At 28.8% G+C, this 21,367-nt stretch carries 21 protein-coding genes and 1 tRNA gene; 13 read left to right on the forward strand and 9 right to left on the reverse strand.

What is annotated here, in order from left to right:
- The first annotated feature begins 25 nt into the window (after positions 1-25).
- Both L8X36_RS04870 and L8X36_RS04875 read left to right on the forward strand, forming a co-directional pair.
- Positions 26-101, forward strand: a tRNA-Val gene (locus tag L8X36_RS04870).
- A 308-nt stretch (positions 102-409) separates the two neighbouring features.
- Complete coding sequence (locus L8X36_RS04875; RefSeq protein WP_263682815.1) at positions 410-2,386, forward strand: DUF262 domain-containing protein; 1,977 nt, start codon at positions 410-412, stop codon at positions 2,384-2,386.
- 34 nt (positions 2,387-2,420) lie between these two features.
- On the opposite strand, the gene L8X36_RS04880 is transcribed toward L8X36_RS04875, so the two are convergent.
- Complete coding sequence (locus tag L8X36_RS04880) at positions 2,421-3,041, reverse strand: DUF305 domain-containing protein (protein WP_263682816.1); 621 nt, start codon at positions 3,039-3,041, stop codon at positions 2,421-2,423.
- A gap of 120 nt (positions 3,042-3,161) precedes the next feature.
- On the opposite strand from L8X36_RS04880, the gene L8X36_RS04885 reads away from it, so the two are divergent.
- Positions 3,162-3,794, forward strand: a complete 633-nt coding sequence (locus tag L8X36_RS04885) for a hypothetical protein (RefSeq protein ID WP_263682817.1) — start codon at positions 3,162-3,164, stop codon at positions 3,792-3,794.
- Positions 3,795-3,796: 2 nt separating this feature from the next.
- Here the strand turns inward: L8X36_RS04885 and ruvC are convergent, their stop codons facing one another.
- Complete coding sequence (gene ruvC, locus L8X36_RS04890; RefSeq protein WP_039619511.1) at positions 3,797-4,273, reverse strand: crossover junction endodeoxyribonuclease RuvC; 477 nt, start codon at positions 4,271-4,273, stop codon at positions 3,797-3,799.
- A 122-nt stretch (positions 4,274-4,395) separates the two neighbouring features.
- Between ruvC and dnaA the strand changes: the two genes are divergently transcribed.
- The 7 genes from dnaA (at position 4,396) to L8X36_RS04925 (ending at position 11,576) form a co-directional block, all read left to right on the forward strand.
- Positions 4,396-5,724: a chromosomal replication initiator protein DnaA gene (gene dnaA, locus L8X36_RS04895; protein ID WP_263682818.1), complete on the forward strand. Its 1,329-nt coding sequence runs from the start codon at positions 4,396-4,398 to the stop codon at positions 5,722-5,724.
- Between the two features lie 132 nt (positions 5,725-5,856).
- Positions 5,857-6,924, forward strand: coding sequence for a DNA polymerase III subunit beta (gene dnaN, locus L8X36_RS04900; protein WP_263682819.1), 1,068 nt, complete (start codon positions 5,857-5,859; stop codon positions 6,922-6,924).
- Positions 6,925-6,933: 9 nt separating this feature from the next.
- Positions 6,934-9,252, forward strand: a complete 2,319-nt coding sequence (gene gyrB, locus L8X36_RS04905; protein WP_115644741.1) for a DNA topoisomerase (ATP-hydrolyzing) subunit B — start codon at positions 6,934-6,936, stop codon at positions 9,250-9,252.
- Positions 9,253-9,260: 8 nt separating this feature from the next.
- Complete coding sequence (locus L8X36_RS04910; RefSeq protein ID WP_263682820.1) at positions 9,261-10,253, forward strand: adenosine deaminase; 993 nt, start codon at positions 9,261-9,263, stop codon at positions 10,251-10,253.
- Positions 10,254-10,269: 16 nt separating this feature from the next.
- The gene (queF, locus tag L8X36_RS04915) at positions 10,270-10,656 is read left to right on the forward strand and encodes a preQ(1) synthase (protein ID WP_263682821.1); all 387 of its coding nucleotides are present in this window, start codon (positions 10,270-10,272) and stop codon (positions 10,654-10,656) included.
- Between the two features lie 53 nt (positions 10,657-10,709).
- Complete coding sequence (locus L8X36_RS04920) at positions 10,710-11,357, forward strand: porin family protein (protein ID WP_263682822.1); 648 nt, start codon at positions 10,710-10,712, stop codon at positions 11,355-11,357.
- Between the two features lie 9 nt (positions 11,358-11,366).
- Entirely contained in the window at positions 11,367-11,576 is a 210-nt protein-coding gene (locus tag L8X36_RS04925; protein WP_039617052.1) for an alkylphosphonate utilization protein, read from the forward strand.
- Between the two features lie 13 nt (positions 11,577-11,589).
- Here the strand turns inward: L8X36_RS04925 and thyX are convergent, their stop codons facing one another.
- Positions 11,590-12,222: an FAD-dependent thymidylate synthase gene (gene thyX, locus L8X36_RS04930; protein ID WP_039617054.1), complete on the reverse strand. Its 633-nt coding sequence runs from the start codon at positions 12,220-12,222 to the stop codon at positions 11,590-11,592.
- Between the two features lie 100 nt (positions 12,223-12,322).
- Here thyX and L8X36_RS04935 point away from each other — a divergent pair, with 100 nt between their 5' ends.
- From L8X36_RS04935 to L8X36_RS04945, 3 genes are all read left to right on the forward strand, one after another.
- Positions 12,323-13,960: a CTP synthase gene (locus L8X36_RS04935; RefSeq protein WP_087699096.1), complete on the forward strand. Its 1,638-nt coding sequence runs from the start codon at positions 12,323-12,325 to the stop codon at positions 13,958-13,960.
- Positions 13,950-15,521 carry a single-stranded-DNA-specific exonuclease RecJ gene (gene recJ / locus L8X36_RS04940; RefSeq protein WP_263682823.1) on the forward strand — a complete coding sequence of 524 codons (1,572 nt, stop codon included), beginning with the start codon at positions 13,950-13,952 and terminating at the stop codon, positions 15,519-15,521. The genes L8X36_RS04935 and recJ overlap by 11 nt, the downstream gene beginning before the upstream one ends.
- A 68-nt stretch (positions 15,522-15,589) precedes the next feature.
- Positions 15,590-16,168, forward strand: a complete 579-nt coding sequence (locus tag L8X36_RS04945; protein ID WP_263682824.1) for a lytic transglycosylase domain-containing protein — start codon at positions 15,590-15,592, stop codon at positions 16,166-16,168.
- A gap of 9 nt (positions 16,169-16,177) precedes the next feature.
- Here the strand turns inward: L8X36_RS04945 and prfA are convergent, their stop codons facing one another.
- The 6 genes from prfA to rsmA form a co-directional block, all read right to left on the reverse strand.
- Positions 16,178-17,245, reverse strand: coding sequence for a peptide chain release factor 1 (gene prfA / locus L8X36_RS04950; RefSeq protein WP_263663683.1), 1,068 nt, complete (start codon positions 17,243-17,245; stop codon positions 16,178-16,180).
- A gap of 6 nt (positions 17,246-17,251) precedes the next feature.
- Entirely contained in the window at positions 17,252-17,515 is a 264-nt protein-coding gene (gene rpsT / locus L8X36_RS04955) for a 30S ribosomal protein S20 (protein WP_039617063.1), read from the reverse strand.
- 83 nt (positions 17,516-17,598) lie between these two features.
- Complete coding sequence (locus L8X36_RS04960; protein ID WP_187153653.1) at positions 17,599-17,739, reverse strand: hypothetical protein; 141 nt, start codon at positions 17,737-17,739, stop codon at positions 17,599-17,601.
- A 63-nt stretch (positions 17,740-17,802) separates the two neighbouring features.
- A complete protein-coding gene (locus tag L8X36_RS04965) occupies positions 17,803-18,564 on the reverse strand; it encodes a pseudouridine synthase (protein ID WP_263682829.1) in 762 nt (253 codons plus the stop codon).
- Positions 18,565-18,573: 9 nt separating this feature from the next.
- Positions 18,574-20,532: a ribonuclease J gene (locus L8X36_RS04970; protein WP_263682831.1), complete on the reverse strand. Its 1,959-nt coding sequence runs from the start codon at positions 20,530-20,532 to the stop codon at positions 18,574-18,576.
- Positions 20,492-21,319, reverse strand: coding sequence for a 16S rRNA (adenine(1518)-N(6)/adenine(1519)-N(6))-dimethyltransferase RsmA (rsmA, locus tag L8X36_RS04975; RefSeq protein WP_263679292.1), 828 nt, complete (start codon positions 21,317-21,319; stop codon positions 20,492-20,494). The genes L8X36_RS04970 and rsmA overlap by 41 nt, the downstream gene beginning before the upstream one ends.
- Positions 21,320-21,367 lie beyond the last annotated feature (48 nt).

Consider the following 21,367-nt stretch of genomic DNA (forward strand, 5'->3'; position numbering starts at 1 on the left):
TATTTTTATATAATTTTCATTTTTTGGTTCCGTAGCTCAGTTGGTAGAGCACCACCTTGACATGGTGGTGGTCGTTGGTTCAAGTCCAATCGGAGCCACCATTTTTTACTTCTTTCGATTTCTTTAATTTCCAAAAAATGCTTTCAAAATGCCATATATAAACAAGCTAAATGATCTTTGATTTCAATTAATTTCTTTTGTGTTATAATTATTTTCAATTAATTAAGCTCATTGTTAGGGTTCTTTAAAGGAAAATAATGGCAAACATAGCAAAAAAAGCTTACAAGATAAAGATATTAGAAATTTAAAACCTAGTGATAAACAATACAAAAAAGCTGTAGGTAATATAAAACACAATTTTATTGTAAATTTTTACAATATTAATCATAAAATTATATAAGGAATAATTATGGCTACTAATGAATTAAAATCACTAAAAAATGTATTTGATGGAAAATATTTAAGAATACCAGATTATCAAAGAGGTTATGCTTGGGAGTATAATCAATTAAAAGATTTTTGGGAAGATTTGGAAAATTTAGAAAATGATAAAACCCATTATATGGGAGTTTTAACACTAGAAAAAGTTACGCAAGAAAAAAAAGAAGAAAAGATTGAATATTGGAAAATAGATTATGGAGCATATAAGTCAGATAATGTATTTTATATTGTAGATGGACAGCAAAGAATAACAACAAGCATTATTTTAATTTCAGTAATTTTAAATAATATAAAAGAAACACAACAAATAAAAGATAAAACTCTATGGTTTAGTGATGAAGAATATAATGATTTGTATAAAAAATATATTGCAAAATCAAATCAAAATGGTGAATATTTATATTATTTTGGATATACAGCAGATAACCCGAGTTATGAATTTTTAAAAACAAAAATTTTTGAAAATCAAAGCATATCAAATACTAATAATGAAACATTATACACAGCTAATCTAGAAAATGCAAAAAAATTTTTTAAAGAAAAAATCAATAATTTTACATTAAAACAAAAAGAAAATCTCTTTAAAAAAATAACTGAACAGCTTTTATTTAATGTATATGAAATATCCAATGATTTAGATGTATTCATTGCTTTTGAAACCATGAACAATAGAGGTAAAAAATTATCTAATTTAGAATTATTAAAAAATAGACTAATTTATTTATCTACAAAATTTGAAGATGAAGATAAATTTTCTTTAAGAAGAAAAATTAATGAATGTTGGAAAAAAATATATGAATACCTAGGAAAAAATAAATTACAACCTTTAAATGATGATGTTTTTCTTAAAAATCACTGGATTATGTATTTTAAATACAGTAGAGAAAAAGGAAATGATTATATTGTATCGTTATTAGAAGAAATATTTGTTTGTAAAAGGATACTAGGAAAAAATATAGATAATCCTTTAACTATTAAAGAAATAAATGATTACATTTTAAGTCTTAGCACAAGTATTGAACATTGGTATTATCTTTTTAATCCTGAACAATCTAATTACACCGAAGAAGTAAAAACATTACTTGATAAATTAAATAGACTAGGTTATAGATCTTTTGCACCACTTTTAATGGCTGTATTTAGTAAAAATAATACATTTAATAATGATGAAATTTGTGATTTACTTAAAATGATAGAAAAATTTATTTTTTTAATTTTTGAAATTTCAAAAAGACGATCAAATACCGGTGATAGTACTTTTTATAACTATGCAAACCAATATTATCACAATGATAAATCAAATATTTCTATTAAAGATATCATAGGAGTATATGATTTAAAAAATGATGAATATTCTGGAATTAATTGGTGGCTTGTTTCATATGTTGATATTGAACAATTTTATATTTATTTAAAAGACAAATTTAAAAATAAAGATGGTTATTATAGTTGGACTGGTTTATCATATTTCTTATTTGAATATGAATTATCACTTCAACATAAAAGTAAAAATAATACAATTAAAATCAATTGGAAAGAATATATAAATTCAAAAAAAGATTATCATAGTATTGAGCATATTTTACCTCAAACACCTACAGATAATTATTGGGTAGATAAACTAAAACAAGTTAATTCAGATGATTATAAATATATAATTAATTCTTTAGGAAATTTAATTCCATTATCAAAAGCTAAAAATTCCAAATTAAATAACAAAAATTTCTATATCAAAAAAAATGGAGAAGATGGAGAATTTATCGGTTATAAAAACGGTTCTTATTCTGAGCAAGAAATAAATGAAAAAGAAGAATGGGGAATTGAAGAAATAAATGAAAGAACAAATAAATTAATTGAATTTTTAATAAATCATTGGGAAATAGATAAATATTGTTTAATAAATAATATAAACGATAAATTAAATTTTATAAAAACCATCAAATAACACTCATATCAAGGAATATTTCCTTGATATATTTTTACATATATTTTAATAAATTTGTAAATTCTTGAATTTCTTTTTCTTGATCTAAGATGATTTTTTTCGCTATATCAATGATAGTTTTGTCTTTAGAGTAAAATAAAATTTGTTTTGAAGCATCTACCGCGCCTTGATGATGTGCTATCATCGCTTCTAGAAAGTCTTTATTAATGTTTTTGCTTTCTTTAACCGAACTCATTAAAATCATCATTTTTTGCATTAGCTCTTTTTCTTCTTGAACGAATTTTTTATAAGTTTCTTCATCAATTTGAGTTTTTGTATAAAGATTTTTATCTAGAATTTCTTGAAATTCTTGGATTTCTTTTTCTTGAGCTTTGATGATATTTTGAGCGATTTTTTTCATCTCTTCACTTTTTGTATGTTCTAACAAAATCTTAGATGAATCAATAGCACCTTGATGATGTGGGATCATATTAGCTAAAAAATCTCTTTCTATGTCATTGCTTTGTACTAAAGGATTTTTCATCATAGGTTCATGCATACTCATCATGATTTGTGATGAAATACTTCCAGAAGCTCCATGATGAGCATGATGAGAATTTGCAGCAAATAAAGCACTTGCTAAAACTAAACTTGAAACTATAGTTTTTATTTTCATTTTTTTCCTTAAATTTTTAATTTAAAATCAAAAATATATAAAAATATCACAAACTAAAATTAACAAAAAAATTCAATTTTTTTTTGTTATAATTTATTTAAAAATACACAAGGATGGAAAATGCTTAGAGAACTACTTGAGATAAAAAAAGAAATGGAACCTATAATTCATGATTGTTCAGTAAAAATTCAAGTAGCCGCAAGAGAAGTAATCGTAAGAAAAAGAGAATATGAAATTTATGGGCCTATGATAGATAGAGTATATCTTGATAATGCCATTTATATTAAAATTTTTGGTAGTGGGCGTGATACAAAAAGCACAAAAGTAGATATTAAAAACGGCCTATATATGGTGTATGTAGCTCCTGATAAACCAACTAATCAAGAAATCATGAATAAACTAAAAATCGCATTTGAAAGTATAGATAATAAATTCATTTCAAGAATTTTAGAACTCAATAGAAGAATGAAAGAAGTTATCAATAAAACCCAAGCAACCCTAGCAAAAGCATCAAATATGAATGTTTTAATAGAAACTAACCTAGGCGAAGCAAGTGCTGCACATAAGTTTGTAATCACTATCAAATATTTAAAAGATAATCAAAAATTAGAATTAAAAAATTCAAAATCTGCAGGTAGCTTTAGAGATACCAAAAATCACATCAACCTAGTAGTAGAAAAAAGTACTGATTCAGCAGTATGTGAAAAACTTTTACATGATGTTGAAATTTATTTTATAGGAAATGGAAAATAAAATTACTTTTTCACTCTCAAATTTGCTAAATGCGTCAAAGCCACCGCAATAGCATCTGTGATATCAAGTGGCTTGATATCTTTTGAAATTCCAAGCAATCTTTTCACCATAAAAGCTACTTGTTCTTTAGTAGCTTTTGCTTTACCTGTTACGGTTTTTTTTACTTGCAAAGGTGTGTATTCTGCAAATTCTCCATGGGTTTGTAAGATTTTTAAACTCAAAGCTCCACGAAATTGTGCTAGTTTTAAAACCGTTTTTGGATTATAAGCAAAAAATATATCTTCTATAGCTACCTCATCAAATTGATGATTTTTAAAGATTAAATCAAGTCCTTCACATAATTCTGTGATTTGATACTGCAAATCATTAGGTTTGATTTTGATAAGACCTGCTTCTATGAGTTGATTTTTATTATTAATCCTTTCTACAATAGCATATCCACAATACCTAGAACCAGGATCTATCCCTAAAACTTTCAAACTTTTCACCTTTTTATTCACATAGATGTGAAATTTAAATTTTTATGTGAATAATTTTAACCATTTTTTATAAAAAATAAGCTAGAATTTTAAGTTTTACATCATAATTTATAAGAAAAATAATGAATATAAAAGATTTTTTACTTGAGTTTAAAACTGAAATTAGCAATAACGAATACAATACTTACATTTCTCACTTACAATTTAGTGAAAAATTAAGTAAAAATAATATCTTAATATTTATCGCACCAAATCATTTTTTGGCTAAATTTATACAAACAAAATATGCACAAAAACTAGCTTATTTTTATGAAGTAAAAACAGGAATTAATCCTCAAGTTAAAATCATCACAAATGATCAAAAGGTAGAGAAAAAACATTTTTCTACAGATATTTCACAGATTAAATTTCAAAGTACTATTTTAAACCCTTCTTTTACTTTTGAAAGTTTTGTTGTAGGAGATTCTAATCAATTTGCCTATGCAACCTGCAAAGCCATAACCGATAAAAGCAAACTTGGAAAGTTATACAACCCTATCTTTATCTATGGCCCTACAGGACTTGGAAAAACTCACTTGCTTCAAGCTGTCGGAAATGTGTGTTTGGATAATGGATATAAGGTTATTTATGCTACAAGTGATAATTTTATCAATGATTTTACCATGCATTTAAATAACAAAACCATGAGTAAATTCCATGAAAAATATAAAAATTGCGATGTTTTACTCATCGATGATGTGCAGTTTTTAGGTAAAACGGACAAAATTCAAGAAGAATTTTTCTTTACTTTTAATGAAATCAAAGAAAAATTTGGACAAATCATCATGACAAGTGATAATCCTCCAAATATGCTAAAGGGCATAACAGAACGCTTAAAAAGTCGTTTTGCAAATGGGATCATTGCAGATATCACTCCACCTCAACTTGATACAAAAATCGCAATTATCAAGAAAAAATGTGAATTTAATGCTATTTATCTTAAACCCGAAGTCATAAGCTACATCGCTACTTCAATGGGAGATAATATCCGAGAAATAGAAGGCATGATTACAAATTTAAATGCCCAAGCAAGACTTTTTAACCAAGAAATCACTTTAGAAATCGTTAAAAGCTTTATGAAAGATCACATTAAAGAAACAAAAGAAAATATCAGTGTTGAAGATATACTTGCTGATGTTTCAAAAAGCTATAATCTTAAACCTAATGATATAAAATCAAATAAAAAAACACAAAATATCGTTATGGCAAGAAGGGTTGTGATATTTTTAGCAAGAGAGCTAACGACTATGTCTATGCCTCAACTTGCTAGATTTTTTAATATGAAAGATCACACCGCCATTTCACATAATATTAAAAAAATTCAAGAACTAATGAGTGAAAATGAAAACTTAAAAGCCATAGTAGAAGAATTAAGAAATAAAATTTTGACAAAAATAAAAAGCACCCTGTGAATAAAAGTGAAAAACAAAAAATTTTATTCTACGAGTAAAATTTCTATAAAAAAAGACTTTTAAAAAGCATTTCACATTTTCACATTGCCTATTATTATGATAAAATAAATTTAAAAAATAAAGGAAGTAAAAATGAAAATTAGCATTAACAAAAACACTTTAGAATCTGCCATAGTTTTAACTAACTCTTATGTAGATAAAAAAGACTCAAGCAATATCGCTTCTCACTTACTTTTTGAAGTAGTTGAAGATAAATTAATCATAAGAGCAAGTGATTATGAAATAGGTATTAATTATAAAATCAAAAAAATCAAAGTTGAAAGTGCAGGTTTTGCAACTGCTAATGCTAAAAGTATTTTAGATATTATAAAAAGTTTAAATAACGAAGATGTAGTCTTAGAAACCATAGAAAATTTCCTTTTTATTAGACAAAAAGGAACTAAATATAAACTTCCTATGTTTAATTATGAAGATTTTCCAAATTTCCCAAGCACTGAAGGAAAAGATAAATTTGATATTGATTCAAGTGATTTAAGTAGATCTTTGAAAAAAATCCTACCTGCAGTTGATACAAATAATCCAAAGTATTCTTTAAATGGTGCTTTACTTGATATAAAAACAACTCACATTAGTTTCGTAGGAACAGATACAAAACGCTTAGCAGTTTTCACACTTAATAAAACAAATGAAAAAGAATTTAACCTTTGTATCCCTAAAAAAGCTATTTTAGAAATGCAAAAAATCTTTTTTGAAAAAATTGAAATTTATTATGATGAAAATATATTGATTGCAAAAAATGATAATTTTGAGTTTTTCACAAAACTTATTAATGATAAATTCCCTGATTATGAAAGAGTAATTCCAAAAAATATTACAAAAGAATTTATTTTTAAAACTGAAGAATTTATGGATGCATTGAAAAAAATCAATGTAATTACTGAAAAAATGAAATTAAATTTCCATAAAAATAAACTTGTATTTGAAGGTATCAGTTTAGATAATATGGAAGCAAAAACTGAACTTGAAATGGAACTTAATATAGATGAGGAATTTAATCTTTGCATTAAAAATAAATTCATCACTGACTTTTTAAATTCTATTGAAAGCGAAACATTCAAACTTAGCATAAATGAACCTCATATGGCATTTTTAGTTTCAAGTGAAGAATTACAAACTGTAATTATGCCAGTTATTTTATAAGGAAAATAAATGCAAGAAAATCAAAATTATGGCGCAGGAAATATTAAAGTTTTAAAAGGCTTAGAAGCTGTTAGAAAACGCCCTGGTATGTACATAGGTGATACCAACATAGGCGGTCTTCATCATATGATTTATGAAGTAGTGGATAATTCTATCGATGAAGCTATGGCAGGTTTTTGTGATACGATTAATGTAGAAATTACCACAGAAGGTTCTTGTATAGTAAGTGATAATGGTAGAGGGATTCCTGTGGGAATTCACCCTACTGAAAATATCCCTACTTTAACTGTAGTTTTAACCGTGCTTCATGCGGGTGGAAAATTTGATAAAGATACTTATAAAGTTTCAGGTGGTTTACACGGGGTTGGTGTAAGCGTTGTAAATGCTTTATCAAAAAAATTAGTTGCTACAGTACATAGAGATGGAGAAATTTATCGCCAAGAATTTTCAGAAGGTAAAGTTACAAGTAATTTTGAAACCATAGGTAAAAGTAAAAAAACAGGGACAATCATAGAATTTTGGCCTGATGATCAAATTTTTGAAGTGACTGATTTTGATTATGAAATTTTAGCTAAAAGATTTCGTGAACTTGCATATTTAAATCCAAAAATTACTATAAATTTTAAAGATAACCGCGTAGGAAAAGCAGAAAGCTTTCATTTTGAAGGTGGTATAAGTCAGTTTGTTACAGATTTAAATAAAAAACAAGCTTTAACTAAGGCAATATTTTTCAATGTAGATGAAGAAGATGTAAATGTTGAAGTAGCATTGCTTTATAATGATAGTTATAGTGAAAATTTACTTTCTTTTGTAAATAATATCAAAACTCCAGATGGTGGAACGCACGAAGCAGGTTTTAGAATGGGCTTAACTCGTGTTATAAGTAATTACATTGAGGCAAATGCTAGTGCTAGAGAGAAAGACTCTAAAATTACAGGTGATGATGTAAGAGAAGGTTTGATAGCGGTTGTAAGTGTTAAAGTACCTGAGCCGCAATTTGAAGGACAAACTAAAGGAAAATTAGGTTCAAGCTATGTTAGACCTATAGTTTCTAAGGCTTCTTTTGAGTATTTGACAAAATATTTTGAAGAAAATCCTATTGAAGCAAAAGCTATCATGAATAAAGCTTTAATGGCAGCTCGTGGTAGAGAAGCAGCTAAAAAAGCTAGAGAATTAACCCGTAAAAAAGAAAGTTCAAGTGTAGGGACTTTACCAGGAAAATTAGCTGATTGTCAAAGTAAAGACCCAAGTGAAAGCGAAATTTATTTAGTTGAGGGTGATAGTGCGGGAGGTTCTGCAAAACAAGGTAGAGAAAGAACTTTCCAAGCGATTTTACCTTTAAGAGGTAAAATACTCAATGTTGAAAAAGCAAGACTAGATAAAATTTTAAAAAGTGAACAAATTCAAAATATGATCACAGCCTTTGGTTGTGGGATCGGTGATGAGTTTGATATAGAAAAACTAAGATATCATAAAATCATCATCATGACCGATGCTGATGTGGATGGTTCTCACATACAGACTTTGCTTTTGACATTTTTCTTCCGCTTTATGAATGATCTTGTAACAAATGGACATATTTATTTAGCTCAACCACCTTTATACCGCTATAAAAAAGGACAAAAAAAAGAAATTTATCTAAAAGATGAAAAAGCTTTAAATGATTATTTAATCGAAACAGGTATAGAAAGTTCTACTTATGAGGGTATAGGATTAAATGATTTAAAAGATTTTCTAAAAATCGTTGCAGCTTATAGAAGTGTTTTAAAAGAATTAGAAAAAAGATTTAATGTAATTTCAGTGATTAGGTATTTGATAGAAAATCCTGATTTGATAAAAGCTTCTAATGAAGAATTATTTAAAGTCATAAAAGAATTTTTAGAAAAACAAAATCACAATATCTTAAATTCATACATCAATGAAAATGAAATTCGTGTCTATGTACAAACTGAAAATGGTTTAGAAGAACTTATCATCAATGATGATTTATTTGCTAATCCTTTATATGAAGAGGCAAATTATATTTATCAAAAAATCAAAGATAGAGATTTAAAATTTGATAAAGACATTTTAGAAATTTTAGATGAAGTTGAAAAAAATGCTAAAAAAGGTGCTTATATACAACGCTATAAAGGTCTTGGTGAAATGAATCCTGAACAACTTTGGGAAACAACTATGGATCCAAGTAATCGTCGTTTGTTAAAGATCACCATAGAAGATGCTCAAAGAGCAAATGATACTTTTAACCTTTTCATGGGTGATGATGTAGAACCACGCCGTGAGTACATACAAGCTCATGCTAAAGATGTTAAACATTTAGATGTTTGATTTTTAAAATGAAAACTTTTTTACAAAATATCCCAAAAGTAGAATTACACTTACACATTGAAGGCTCATTAGAGCCTAAAATGATGTTTGAATTAGCTAAAAGAAATAACATCGTTTTAAAATATAAAAGCGAAGATGAGATAAAAAAAGCTTATGATTTTTCAAATTTACAAGATTTTTTAGATATATATTATCAAGGTGCAAATGTCTTACAAACCAAGCAAGATTTTTATGATTTAACCTTTGCTTATATGAAAAAGTTAAAAAAACAAAATGTAGTTCATACTGAAATTTTCTTTGATCCTCAAACTCATACTACTAGAAATATACCTTTAAAAGATGTTATAGAAGGAATTTGGCAAGCTTTACAAAAAGCAAAAGAAGAATTTGGAATTTCAAGTTTTTTAATCGCTTGTATTTTAAGGCATTTAAGTGAGGATGAGGGTTTAAAAACTTTAGATGAGCTTTGTTTATATAAAGATAAAATCAAAGCCATAGGACTTGATAGTTCCGAAATCAATAATCCTCCTTTTAAATTTAAAAATTTATTTCAAAAAGCTAAAGAAGAAGGTTTTTTGTTAGTTATGCATGCGGGTGAAGAAGGAAGTAGTGAGTATATCAAACAAGCTTTAGAGCTTGGTGTAAGTAGAATAGATCATGGAATAAGGTGTGAAGAAGATTTAGAGCTTGTAAAACAATTAGCAAAAAGTCAAATTCCACTAACAATGTGTCCTTTATCAAATATAAAATTAAAAGTTTTTCAAAATATGCAAGAACATAATATTTTAAAACTTTTAAGACAAAATCTTTGTGTTTGTGTAAATTCAGATGATCCAGCGTATTTTGGTGGATATATCTTAGAAAATTTTATAGCCTTAGATGAAACTTTTAAGCTTAGTAAAGATGAGGTTAAAAAACTTTGTATTAATGCTGTAAATGCTTCTTTTTTACAAAAAACAGAGAAAGAAAAAATTAAAAATTTAATAAAAGAACAAAATTAATTTATAAGGATAAAAAATGAGATATGGTGAAAAAGAAATCAAAGAATTTGATGTTGAAAATATGGAAGTTTGGCCAAATGATGCTAAAAATGATTATGTGATTAAAATCACTTTGCCTGAATTTATGTGTTGTTGTCCACGTAGCGGGTATCCTGATTTTGCTACTATTTACTTAGAATATATTCCAAATAAATTAGTAGTAGAACTTAAAGCAATCAAACTTTATATCAATACCTTTATGTATAGAAATGTTTCACATGAAGCAAGTATTAATGAAATTTACAATACTTTAAAAGAAAAACTTGATCCAAAATGGATAAAAGTAGTAGGTGATTTTAACCCTCGTGGTAATGTGCATACTGTGATTGAATGCAGATCTGACTTAGTAGTGCCACAAAATTAAATTTTTATTAAAAATAAAAGGATATATTAAGTCTTATTTTAAAGGAGGAAAATATGAAATTAAAATTATTTAGTTTAGTTGCAAGTGTTGCTTTGGTTTCAAATTTAGCTTTAGCAGATGAAAATTCAGGTTTACTTTTAGGTATTGATGCGGGATGGTTTCATACTAAGGTAAAATCTGATCTTGACCATAGTAAAACAAAAAATATTAAATATAACGGTGATTTAGAAGGTGATGTTCCTGTTTTTGGTTTAAGAGTTGGTTATCGTTTTAGTGAAAATCATAGACTTTATGGTGCTTATAATTATTCAAGTGAATTTAGTGATGTAATCAATACTACAAGATTAAAAATTGATGGAGAATTTACCACACATAAGTTTTTACTTGGTTATGATTTTACTCCAAAAATTTTTGAAAAAACAAGAGCAGTTTTAGGTGTATATGGTGGTTATGCAAGAACGGATATGACTTTAAAAACAAGCTTTTTATCTTTATCTCAAGACTTTGATGGTTATACGTATGGGGCAAAAATCGGTGCTTTATATGAGTTAAATCAAACAAATGAAATCGAGTTTGGTTTTAAGGCTGAGCAAACTCATTACAATACAAGAAATTTTTATCAAAATATGGTAGGTTCAAACTTTTACGATCCTAAACAAACAAATTATGGTTTATATCTAGGATATACTTATAAATTTTAAGGAGAATTCATGCCAAAAGATGCAAATGGAACTGAGCTTAATGCAGGTGATAGTGTAAGTGTTGTGAAAGATTTAAAGGTTAAAGGTGCAAGCACTACTTTAAAGCGTGGCACGACTATAAAAAATATTAAACTTACAAACAAAGACACCGAAATTGAAGCTAAAGTAGATAAATTTGGTGTGATTGTTTTAAAAACTGAATTTCTTAAAAAAATATAGTAAAAATTCCCAATCAATCTTGGGAATTTTCTTCTTGATAAACACAATGTTTAAAAATAAATTGATGTTCCTCAGGCAAATTTTCAAATAAAGCATTTGCGAGTTGTCTTATCTCCCAAAGAGCTGATTTTGAGCTTCTTAGAGTAATAAAATTTTGCAAACTTCTTGCATTAATCGTTAAAGTTAATTCTGTTTTATAGCTTTCTGGTAAGCAGTATTTTGCTATGTCTAAACTAATGCTATTTTGCAAAATCAAACGCAAATTTTCTAAAGCTTTAATACTTGCATTATCTACTACTTCATTTCCAGTTAATACCAAGTATCTTTTAGCATTTTCAAAGTCATTTTCTTTAAATTCACTTTCATTTCTTAGTTCTTTTAAAGTATATCTTGTGCTTTTTACACTAGGACTAGTGTGGCGGTGTCTTGCAACTTCTTGTAAGCATGCTCTTGAAATACCTTGTATATAAAAAGTATAGTTTAAATGCTCTAAGGTTGAAGCATGTTTGAATTTATTTCCCACACGATCGATTAATTCTTTATCTTTTTCGCCACCACAATCGCCTTTGTCAAAACTTTGCCAACATGTTCTTGTCGCATGAGAGCATACAGAAAGTGGAGTATGGTTTAATAATGTGATTTTCATCGAAAAATTCCTTCAAAAATAATTGAATTTTACACAAATGTTTATAAAAATAAAATTTTTTATTCGTTATAATTTCAAAAAAAGAAATTAAGGTTATTTTATGAAATTAAAACAAACTAAGTATATTTTTGTAACCGGTGGTGTTTTAAGCTCATTAGGAAAAGGTATAGCAGCGGCTTCTATAGCTACGATTTTGAAAAATTCAGGTTTAAAAGTAAGTATTTTAAAAGCAGATCCTTATATCAATGTAGATCCTGGTACTATGAGTCCTTTAGAGCATGGAGAAGTGTTTGTTACAGATGATGGAGCTGAGACAGATTTAGACTTAGGACATTATGAGAGATTTTTAAATGAGAGCTTATCTCAGGATAATAACTTCACAACAGGTAGAGTTTATCAAAGTGTTATAGAAAAAGAAAGAAGAGGAGATTACTTAGGAAAAACTATACAAGTAATCCCTCATATAGTTGATGAGATAAAAGATCGCATTAAAAAGGCTGGAGTTGATAAAGATATTTTAATCGTTGAAATAGGTGGTACAGTAGGAGATATAGAAGGCTTACCATTTTTAGAAGCTATTAGAGCTTTAAAGCTTGAAGTGGGTAAATATAACGCTATTAATATTCACTTAACTTTAGTGCCATTTATCAAAGCAGCAGGAGAACTTAAAACAAAACCAACTCAACATAGCGTGGGAGAATTACGCCGTATAGGTATAAGCCCTGATATGATCATTTGTAGAAGTGAAAAATCTTTAGATAGAGAGTTAAAAGACAAAATTGCAATTTCATGTGGAGTTGAAAAAAACTGCGTTATAGAAAGTGTGGACGCAGCTAGTATTTATCAAATTCCATTAAATTTCTTAAAACAAGATATTTTAAACTCTATTGCAAGTTTATTAGATCTTCAAAATTTAAAGCCAAATATGAATGAATGGGATTCTTTAGTAAAAAGAGTCATCGCTCCAAGTAATGAACTTAGTATTGCTTTTGTAGGAAAATATGTAGATTTAAAAGAAAGCTATAAAAGTTTAACAGAAGCCATTATCCATGCAGGCGCAGCACTTGATGCGAGAGTAAATTTAAAATGGATCGATAGTGAAAAATTAGAAAATGCAAATATCGAAGAAAGTTTTAAAGACGTAAGTGGGATTTTAGTGGCAGGTGGTTTTGGTTATCGTGGGGTAGAAGGAAAAATCAAAGCCATACAATATGCAAGAGAAAATAAAATTCCATTTTTAGGAATTTGTTTGGGTATGCAGCTTTCTTTAGTGGAATTTGCACGTAATGTTTTAAAACTTGAAGATGCAAATTCTCATGAGTTTAATCCAAATTGTAAAAATCCTATCATCTTTTTGATTGATGAATTTATTGACGCAAGTGGAGAAAAGCAAATTAGAACAAGTAAAACTCCACTTGGTGGAACTATGCGTCTTGGGGCTTATGAGTGTCATATCAAGCCAAATACACTTTTAAGTAAGGTTTATGATAATCAAAAAAGCGTAAAAGAACGCCACCGCCACCGTTATGAAGCCAATCCAAAATACAAAGAAATGTTTGAGAAAAATGGGCTTATTATAAGCGGGGAAAATGAAGGTTTGGTTGAGGCTGTGGAACTTAAAGATCATCCATTTTTCTTAGCAGTGCAGTTTCACCCTGAATTTACTTCACGCTTAGTTAGAGTTAATCCGGCTATTTTTTCTTTTATCAAGGCATCTTTAACAAATCATGCTAAATAAAGCCAAAATAAAAGAAATTTTACACCAGCGTTTTATCAATGATACGCATGTAAAGCTTTGTGATTTACCTATGCCATCTTGTTTAAAAGATGTCTATAAGGGTGCTTTACGTATCAAAGAAGCGATTGAAAAAAATCAAAAGCTTGCTATTGTTGGGGATTATGATGTAGATGGGGTGATTTCTTGTGTGATTTTATCTGAATTTTTTGATGATATCGGATATGACTATGTGGTAAAAATTCCAAATCGTTTTAAAGATGGATATGGTCTAAATGAAGAAATCATCAATGAACTCGATGGAGTAGATTTAATCATCACTGTAGATAATGGTATAGCAGCTTTTGATGCAGCAGAGCTTTGTTTACAAAAAGGAATTGATTTAATCATTACCGATCATCATATGCCTCCAGCTACTTTACCAAAAGCTTATGCGATCATTAATCCTAAACAACAAGATTGTGATTTTCCTGATATTGAAATTTGTGGGGCTCAAGTGGCTTGGTATTTAGTCGCTGCTATAAAAGAAGTGTGTAAGATTAATTATAATATGTGTAAATTTATAGAGCTTTTATCAATTGCAATTATCGCAGATATGATGGAGCTTAGAGATTTAAATAGAGCCTTAGTTAGAAAAGGTATAGAGTGTATTAATGATTCAAAGCGTGTGGCATTTAAAGCGATTAAGCAGTATTTTGGTAAGGATAAATTTGAACTTGACAATATCAGCTTTTTAATCGCACCTTTGATTAATAGTGCAGGAAGAATGGATGATGCGATTATTTCTTATAAATTTTTACATTCTAAAAATATTGATGAGGTTATGGGTTATTTAGAACAAATCATTACTTATAATAATAGCCGTAAAGATGAAGAACGCGAGCTTTTTAAGCAGTGTTTAGAACAAGTTGATGAAAATGATCCTGTGATTATTGTCAATGGCCAAAATTGGCATGAAGGTGTTTTGGGTATAGTTGCAAGTCGTTTGGCAAAGCATTTTAACAAACCTGCCTTTGTTTTTTCAGAATGTGAGCAAAAGGCTAAAGCTAGCGTTAGAAGTGTGGGTAGGATAGATATTTTAAATGTTATAGAACAAGCTAAAGAATTTGTTTTAAGCTATGGCGGACATAAAGGTGCAGCTGGAGTTTTAGTAGAGCTTGAAAAATTTGGTGTTTTTAAAAGCAGACTTTATGAAATTTGTCAAAATATCCCTAAAGATGACTTTTATAATGCTGATGAGATTTTGGGTAGTATTGATCCAAATGAAGTTGATTTTGAGCTTTTAGAGATATTAGAATTTTTTGAGCCTTTTGGGCATAAAAATCCAAGGCCATATTTTAAATTTGATAAGCTTTTTGTAAAAAATAAAAGAAAGCTAGGTAAAGATGAAAATCATATGAAGCTTATTTTAACTCAAGGAAATAAAACTCTAGAAGCTTTGTTTTTTAACTTTGACTATGAGCCAGAGCTTGGAGAAAGCATTGATCTTATAGCTAGTGTTTCTAAAAATAATTTTAGAGGATTAATCACCCCACAACTTACTATAAAAGAAATTCTTAGATAATTCATTAACTTAGCTACATAGTTTTTATTTATAAATTTGCTATAGTATAAGTACTTTAAAGGAGTAAAATGTTAAAAAAATTTTTATTATTAGTAGTATTTTTTAATTTTACTTTTGCTTTTGATACCAAAATTTTTATAGGTGATACTTATATACCTGAAGATTTTTATAAGTACGATAAAGACTTTAAAACTGCAGCTAGAAAATATAACATACCTATGGCTTTACTTAAGGCTATAGCTTTAACAGAAAATGCAGCTTATAAGCATAATATCACTAGCAAAAATAAAAATCAAACAAGAGATTATGGCTTAATGCAAATTAATAGCATTCATTTAAAACGCTATGGGATTAGTGAGAGTGAGATTACAAAAGCTAGTGTAAATATCGACATAGCAGCGAGATTACTTCATGAGATTATACAAAAACATGGCTTTAGTTGGAATGCTATTGGAAGGTATCATTCAGCAAATGATAAATATAAAAATATTTGGCTTGATAAAGTGATGAAAAATTTAGTTGCTATAGTTTTAAAAGATAGTAAAGATCTTTTTATAATGGAAAAATTCAGAGCTTTTAAACTCGCCTCTCTTTTGATGAATGTAGATAAAGAACAATACAGAATTTTGCTAGCAAGTAATAATTAAAACAAGAAATTATAAATTTTCTTGTTTTAAAGCTTCTGCTTGGTAATAAGCGATTAATGGCTCGATGATCTCATCAAAAAGACCACCTTCTAAAATCGCATCAAGTCTATATAAAGTAAGATTTATTCTATGATCGCTAATTCTATTTTGAGGGAAATTATAAGTGCGTATGCGTTCGCTTCTATCACCGCTTCCAACTTGAGATTTTCTTGCCTGGCTTTCTTTAGCTAAGCGTTCTTGTTCTTGCATTTCAAAAAGTCTTGCTTTTAAGACTTTCATGGCGCTTTCTTTGTTTTTGTGTTGGCTTTTACCATCTTGATTTACTACAACTATACCTGTTGGAATGTGAGTGATTCTTACAGCACTATCTGTGGTATTAACACTTTGTCCTCCATGGCCACTACTACGCATTACATCGATTTTTAAATCATTTGGATTGATTTGAATTTCAACATCATCAACTTCAGGCATAATAGCCACTGTAATAGCTGAAGTATGAACTCTACCTTGAGATTCTGTTTCAGGTACTCTTTGAACTCTGTGCGTGCCACCTTCGTATTTTAGTCTTGAATAAGCTCCATTTCCTTTGATGAGAATGATAATTTCTTTAAATCCCCCTACACTACCCTCGCTAGAACTTACGATTTCGTATTTGTAATCACGATTTTCAGCATAGCGTATGTAGGCTTTTACTAAGTCCCCAACAAATAAAGAAGCTTCATCTCCTCCTGTTCCAGCACGAATTTCTAAAAATATATTTTTATCATCGTTTGGATCTTTAGGCAATAAAAGAATTTTTAATTCTTCTTCAAGTTGTGGCTTTAAGACTTCGAGATTTTTAAGCTCTTCTTTTGCAAGCTCCCCTAGTTCTGCATCAGATAAAAGAATTTTATTTTCTTCGATTTCATCTAAAGTTTTAAGGTATTCTTTTGCTTTTTCTACTATGGGTTCTAAATTCTTTTGCTCTTTAGATAGAGCTGTCATTTTAGAAATATCATTAGAGATATTAACATCGCTAAGAAGAGTATTTAGCTCATCAAAGCGTGTTAAAAAAGGTTTGAGTTTATCAGCTAACATTAAAAATTATGCTAATTTATTTACCAATAATGCTAATCTACTCACACGGCGTGATGCAGTTTGTTTTTTCAAAAATCCACGGCTTACCATAGCGTGAATGCTTTTATTAGCTACTTTTAGTGCATTTTGTGCAGCTTCTTTGTCATTGTTTGCTGCTGCTTCACGAACCGCTTTTGTAATGTTTTTTAATCTTGTTCTATAAAATCTATTTCTTTCAGTTCTTTTGATAGTTTGTCTTGCTCTTTTTTCAGCAGATTTATGGTTTGCCATAATTTTCCTTTTTTATATAAATTAAATTGCTAATTATACAAGATTAAAATTAAAATTTAATTAATTTAAGTAATTTTAAAGTATCAATTAATCATATTCATGGCTTTTACTATGCAAGATTTTTGATCTTGACATTGATTTTCTAATTTTTCCGCAAGAGTTTCTTCATGTGTGACTGCAATAAAAACCATAATTGCACTAAAAAGAGTAGTTAGAATTTTCATTAATTTTTCCTTTTTTAAATATTTTGAAAAATTATAAAAATTCTTTGTGGAAATAATGTGAATTTAATATTTTATATTATTTGTCTTTAAAAAATCGCGTAGTTTTTCGTACTCACCATTTTCCAAATAACGATATTTTCCTGCTTTTAACATACCAAGATCTAATGCTCCAAAAGCTACTCTTTTAAGATCCATCACTTCTAAATCAAAATGCCCAAAAAAGCGTCTTAGTTCTCTATTTTTACCTTCATTAATGATTACTTTTAGCTTTGTATAGCCACCACTTGAGCCAAAAATTTCAAAGCCTAAAAATGGAGCAAAACTCATTGAGGTTATTTTAGTTTTAGCATGAGCCCCTTTTTTTTCATTTTGAATTTCTAAGCCATTTTGCATTGCTTCGATAACATTTTTATCTATATTACCTTTTACTTTTAGGTAATATTCTCTTTCTAAATCACTATGCATAAGCGCATCTGCTATCACAGGTGAATCAGTTAACAAAAGCAATCCCTCGCTTGCAAAGTCAAGCCTTCCCACGCTAAGCCAAGTGCTAAATTGTTTTGGCAGGGTATGATAGATGGTTTTTCTACCTCTATCATCTTTTTTACTAACTATTTCACCTTTTTGTTTGTGATAAATAATGACTGAAAATTGTGTTTTTTTATGGAGTTTTTTACCATTGATAAAAACTTTATCTTCAGCATTTACACTATCACTTAGTAAGGCTGTTTTTTTATTGATTTTTATTAAGCCTTGCTTGATTAGCTCGTCAGCCTCACGGCGAGAATATTTGCTATTATGTGAGATGAATTTATTAATTCTCATAATTTTTCTTTACATCACAAAAATAGTTGGTACTATGGTTGGATATTTTTTGATTTTTCTAAAAATATGCTTTCTTAGTACTTGTCTAATTTGAGCTTCTAAAACTTTTGGATTATCTAAAATTTCATCTTTTACATTTGGGAAAAATTGACTTAAAACATCACTCATTTCTTTTGAGAATGCTCCATCTTGTTTATCAGCTACCAAGCCATAACTAAATACTCTTGGTTTATTAATTAGTGTTTTACTTGCTTTGTCAAGCTGGGCAATGATGACAACTATACCGCTATCTGCTAGTTTTTGTCTATCAATTACCACATCATCTGCGATTTGTTTGTTGATTTGATTGTCTACAAAGACTTTTCCTGTTTTAACTGTTTTTACACGTTTGATGTATTTTTGACAAAGCTCTACTTGATCCCCATCACTCATTAAGTAAATATTTCTTTCAGGTATACCACATTTTAGAGCAGTTTCTTTGTGTTTATTGATATGATTATACTCTCCATGCACTGGTAAGAAAAATTTAGGTTTTACCAAAGTTAGCATGAGTTTTTGCTCTTCTATACTAGCATGTCCGCTTACATGGATTTCGCTAAATTCTTGATAGGCTACTTTGGCCCCTGCTTTTAAAAGAAAATCAAGCACAGCAGAAACATTTGCTTCATTGCCTGGTATTGCTTTAGCTGAAATGATAACTTGATCGCTAGGTTTGATTTTGATAAATTTATGTTCATCAGTTGCCATTCTATATAAAGCACTCATGGTCTCACCTTGACTTCCTGTAGTGACAATTAGTACTTCATTATCTTTATATTTGCTTACTTCATCAGCGTCAATGAAAATTTTTCTATCAAGTTTGATATAGCCAAGTTCCATAGTGGTATAGAGATTTCTTTCCATAGAACGTCCTATAACACACACTTTTCTGCCATATTTTAAACCATAGCTAATAGCTTGATATACACGGTGGATATTGGAACTAAAGGTGCTCATGATCACCCTGCCTTTAGTTTTGGCAAAAATTTGATCAAAAGTAGGTCCTACGGAGCTTTCACTTTTTGTATAACCCTCTTTATATGAGTTTGTGCTATCACTTAAAAGACAAAGCACGCCTTCTTCGCCATATTGAGCTAAACGACTTAAATCCGTTGGATAACCATCAATTGGTGTTTGATCTATTTTAAAATCGCCAGTGTGTATGATGGTTCCTGCTTTAGTTTTAATAGCTAAAGCACAAGCATCGATGATAGAGTGGGTTATGTGAATCCATTCTATGTTAAATTCACCTATTTCATAAATTTGTCTTTTTGTTATAGGTCTAAACCATTTACGCTCAGCTTTTAAACCATGTTCTTCAAATTTATTTGAAATCATACCTAGTGCTAAAGGTGTTGCGTAGATAGGAAATTGAAATTCTTTGAAAAAATACGGCACAGCACCAATGTGATCTTCATGAGCATGAGTGATGATGATAGCGCGAATTTTGTTTTTAATCTTTCTTACATAGTCAAAATCAGGTATGATAATATCTACTCCATGCATGGTTCCATCTGGAAAACTCATACCTATATCAACGATAATCGCATCGTTGTTGGTTTCAAAAACAGTGATATTTCCACCGATTTCTCCAAGTCCACCCAAAGGTGTAATACGAATTTTATGTTCGCTTGAGTTGTTGTGTTTTAAAGGGTGGAGTCTTAGCTCGTGCATGATTTTATTAGCTTCTATGCTTTTGGCAAGTTCTATTTGCCATTCTTCATTACCGCTTAATTTAGAAGGTAAATTTCTATTTTTTTTCTTTTTCTTTTTTTCTTCGCTAGCTTCAGTTTGAGTATTTTCTATTTTTGTCCCGTTTTTAATTTCACTATTTTGTTCTTGATTTTGTGAATCTTTTTTTCTTTTGTTTCTAAATTTATTAAATCTTTTAGTTTTGTTTTGCTCTTGAGTTTTGTTTTCTTCGCTCATAGTCATCCTTTAAATAGTCATAAATTTTAAGGTATGAATCAACGCTAATTTCATGAGCTCTTGAGGTAGAAGAGAGATTTAGTGCTTCAAATGCTTTTAAAATTTTTTCTTTTTTATTTTTAAAATTAGATAAGAGTTGTTTTCTAGGATTTTGAAAACAAGCTCTAAGAAATTCTTTAAAAGCTTCTATATTTTCACATTTTTGCTGATAATGAGTAGTTTTTATTAACTTCATTACAGCTGAAGTAACTTTTGGTGGAGGATTAAAGCTTTGTGGTTGTATATCAAAAAGCATTTGTCTTTGGCATATCAATGCACAAAGCACCCCTAAAGCCGAAAAATTACTTTCTTTTTCATTTGCACAAAATTTCTGTGCCACTTCTTTTTGCACCATTACTATAAGCCCAAGACAATTTTGATCTTCTAGGGCTTTTAAAATCAAATTTGTAGCAATATAATATGGTAAATTTGCTACCAAAAAGTACTCTTTATCGCTTAAACTTCCTTGATCAAAAGCATCACTTGCATTTTGATGGATAAGCTCAAAATTTCCACCTTCAATCTCATTTTGAAATTTTTTATTTAAAATAGGAATCAAATCTTTATCAATCTCATAAGCTCTAATATGAGCTTGTGGGATTTTCAAAAGTTCTTGCGTTAAATCACCTAAGCCAGGCCCAATCTCAACTATATTTTTAGTATCTTTGGGTATGGCTTGGATGATTTTATCTACCACGCTTTTATCACATAAAAAATTTTGTCCAAAATGTTTTTTTGCTTTTATCATAAATTTATTCTATCTAAAAAATATTAATTATAGCATTATTTTAAGCGT

The organism is Campylobacter sp. CNRCH_2014_0184h (genome assembly GCF_025772985.1).
Classification (GTDB): Bacteria; Campylobacterota; Campylobacteria; order Campylobacterales; family Campylobacteraceae; genus Campylobacter_D.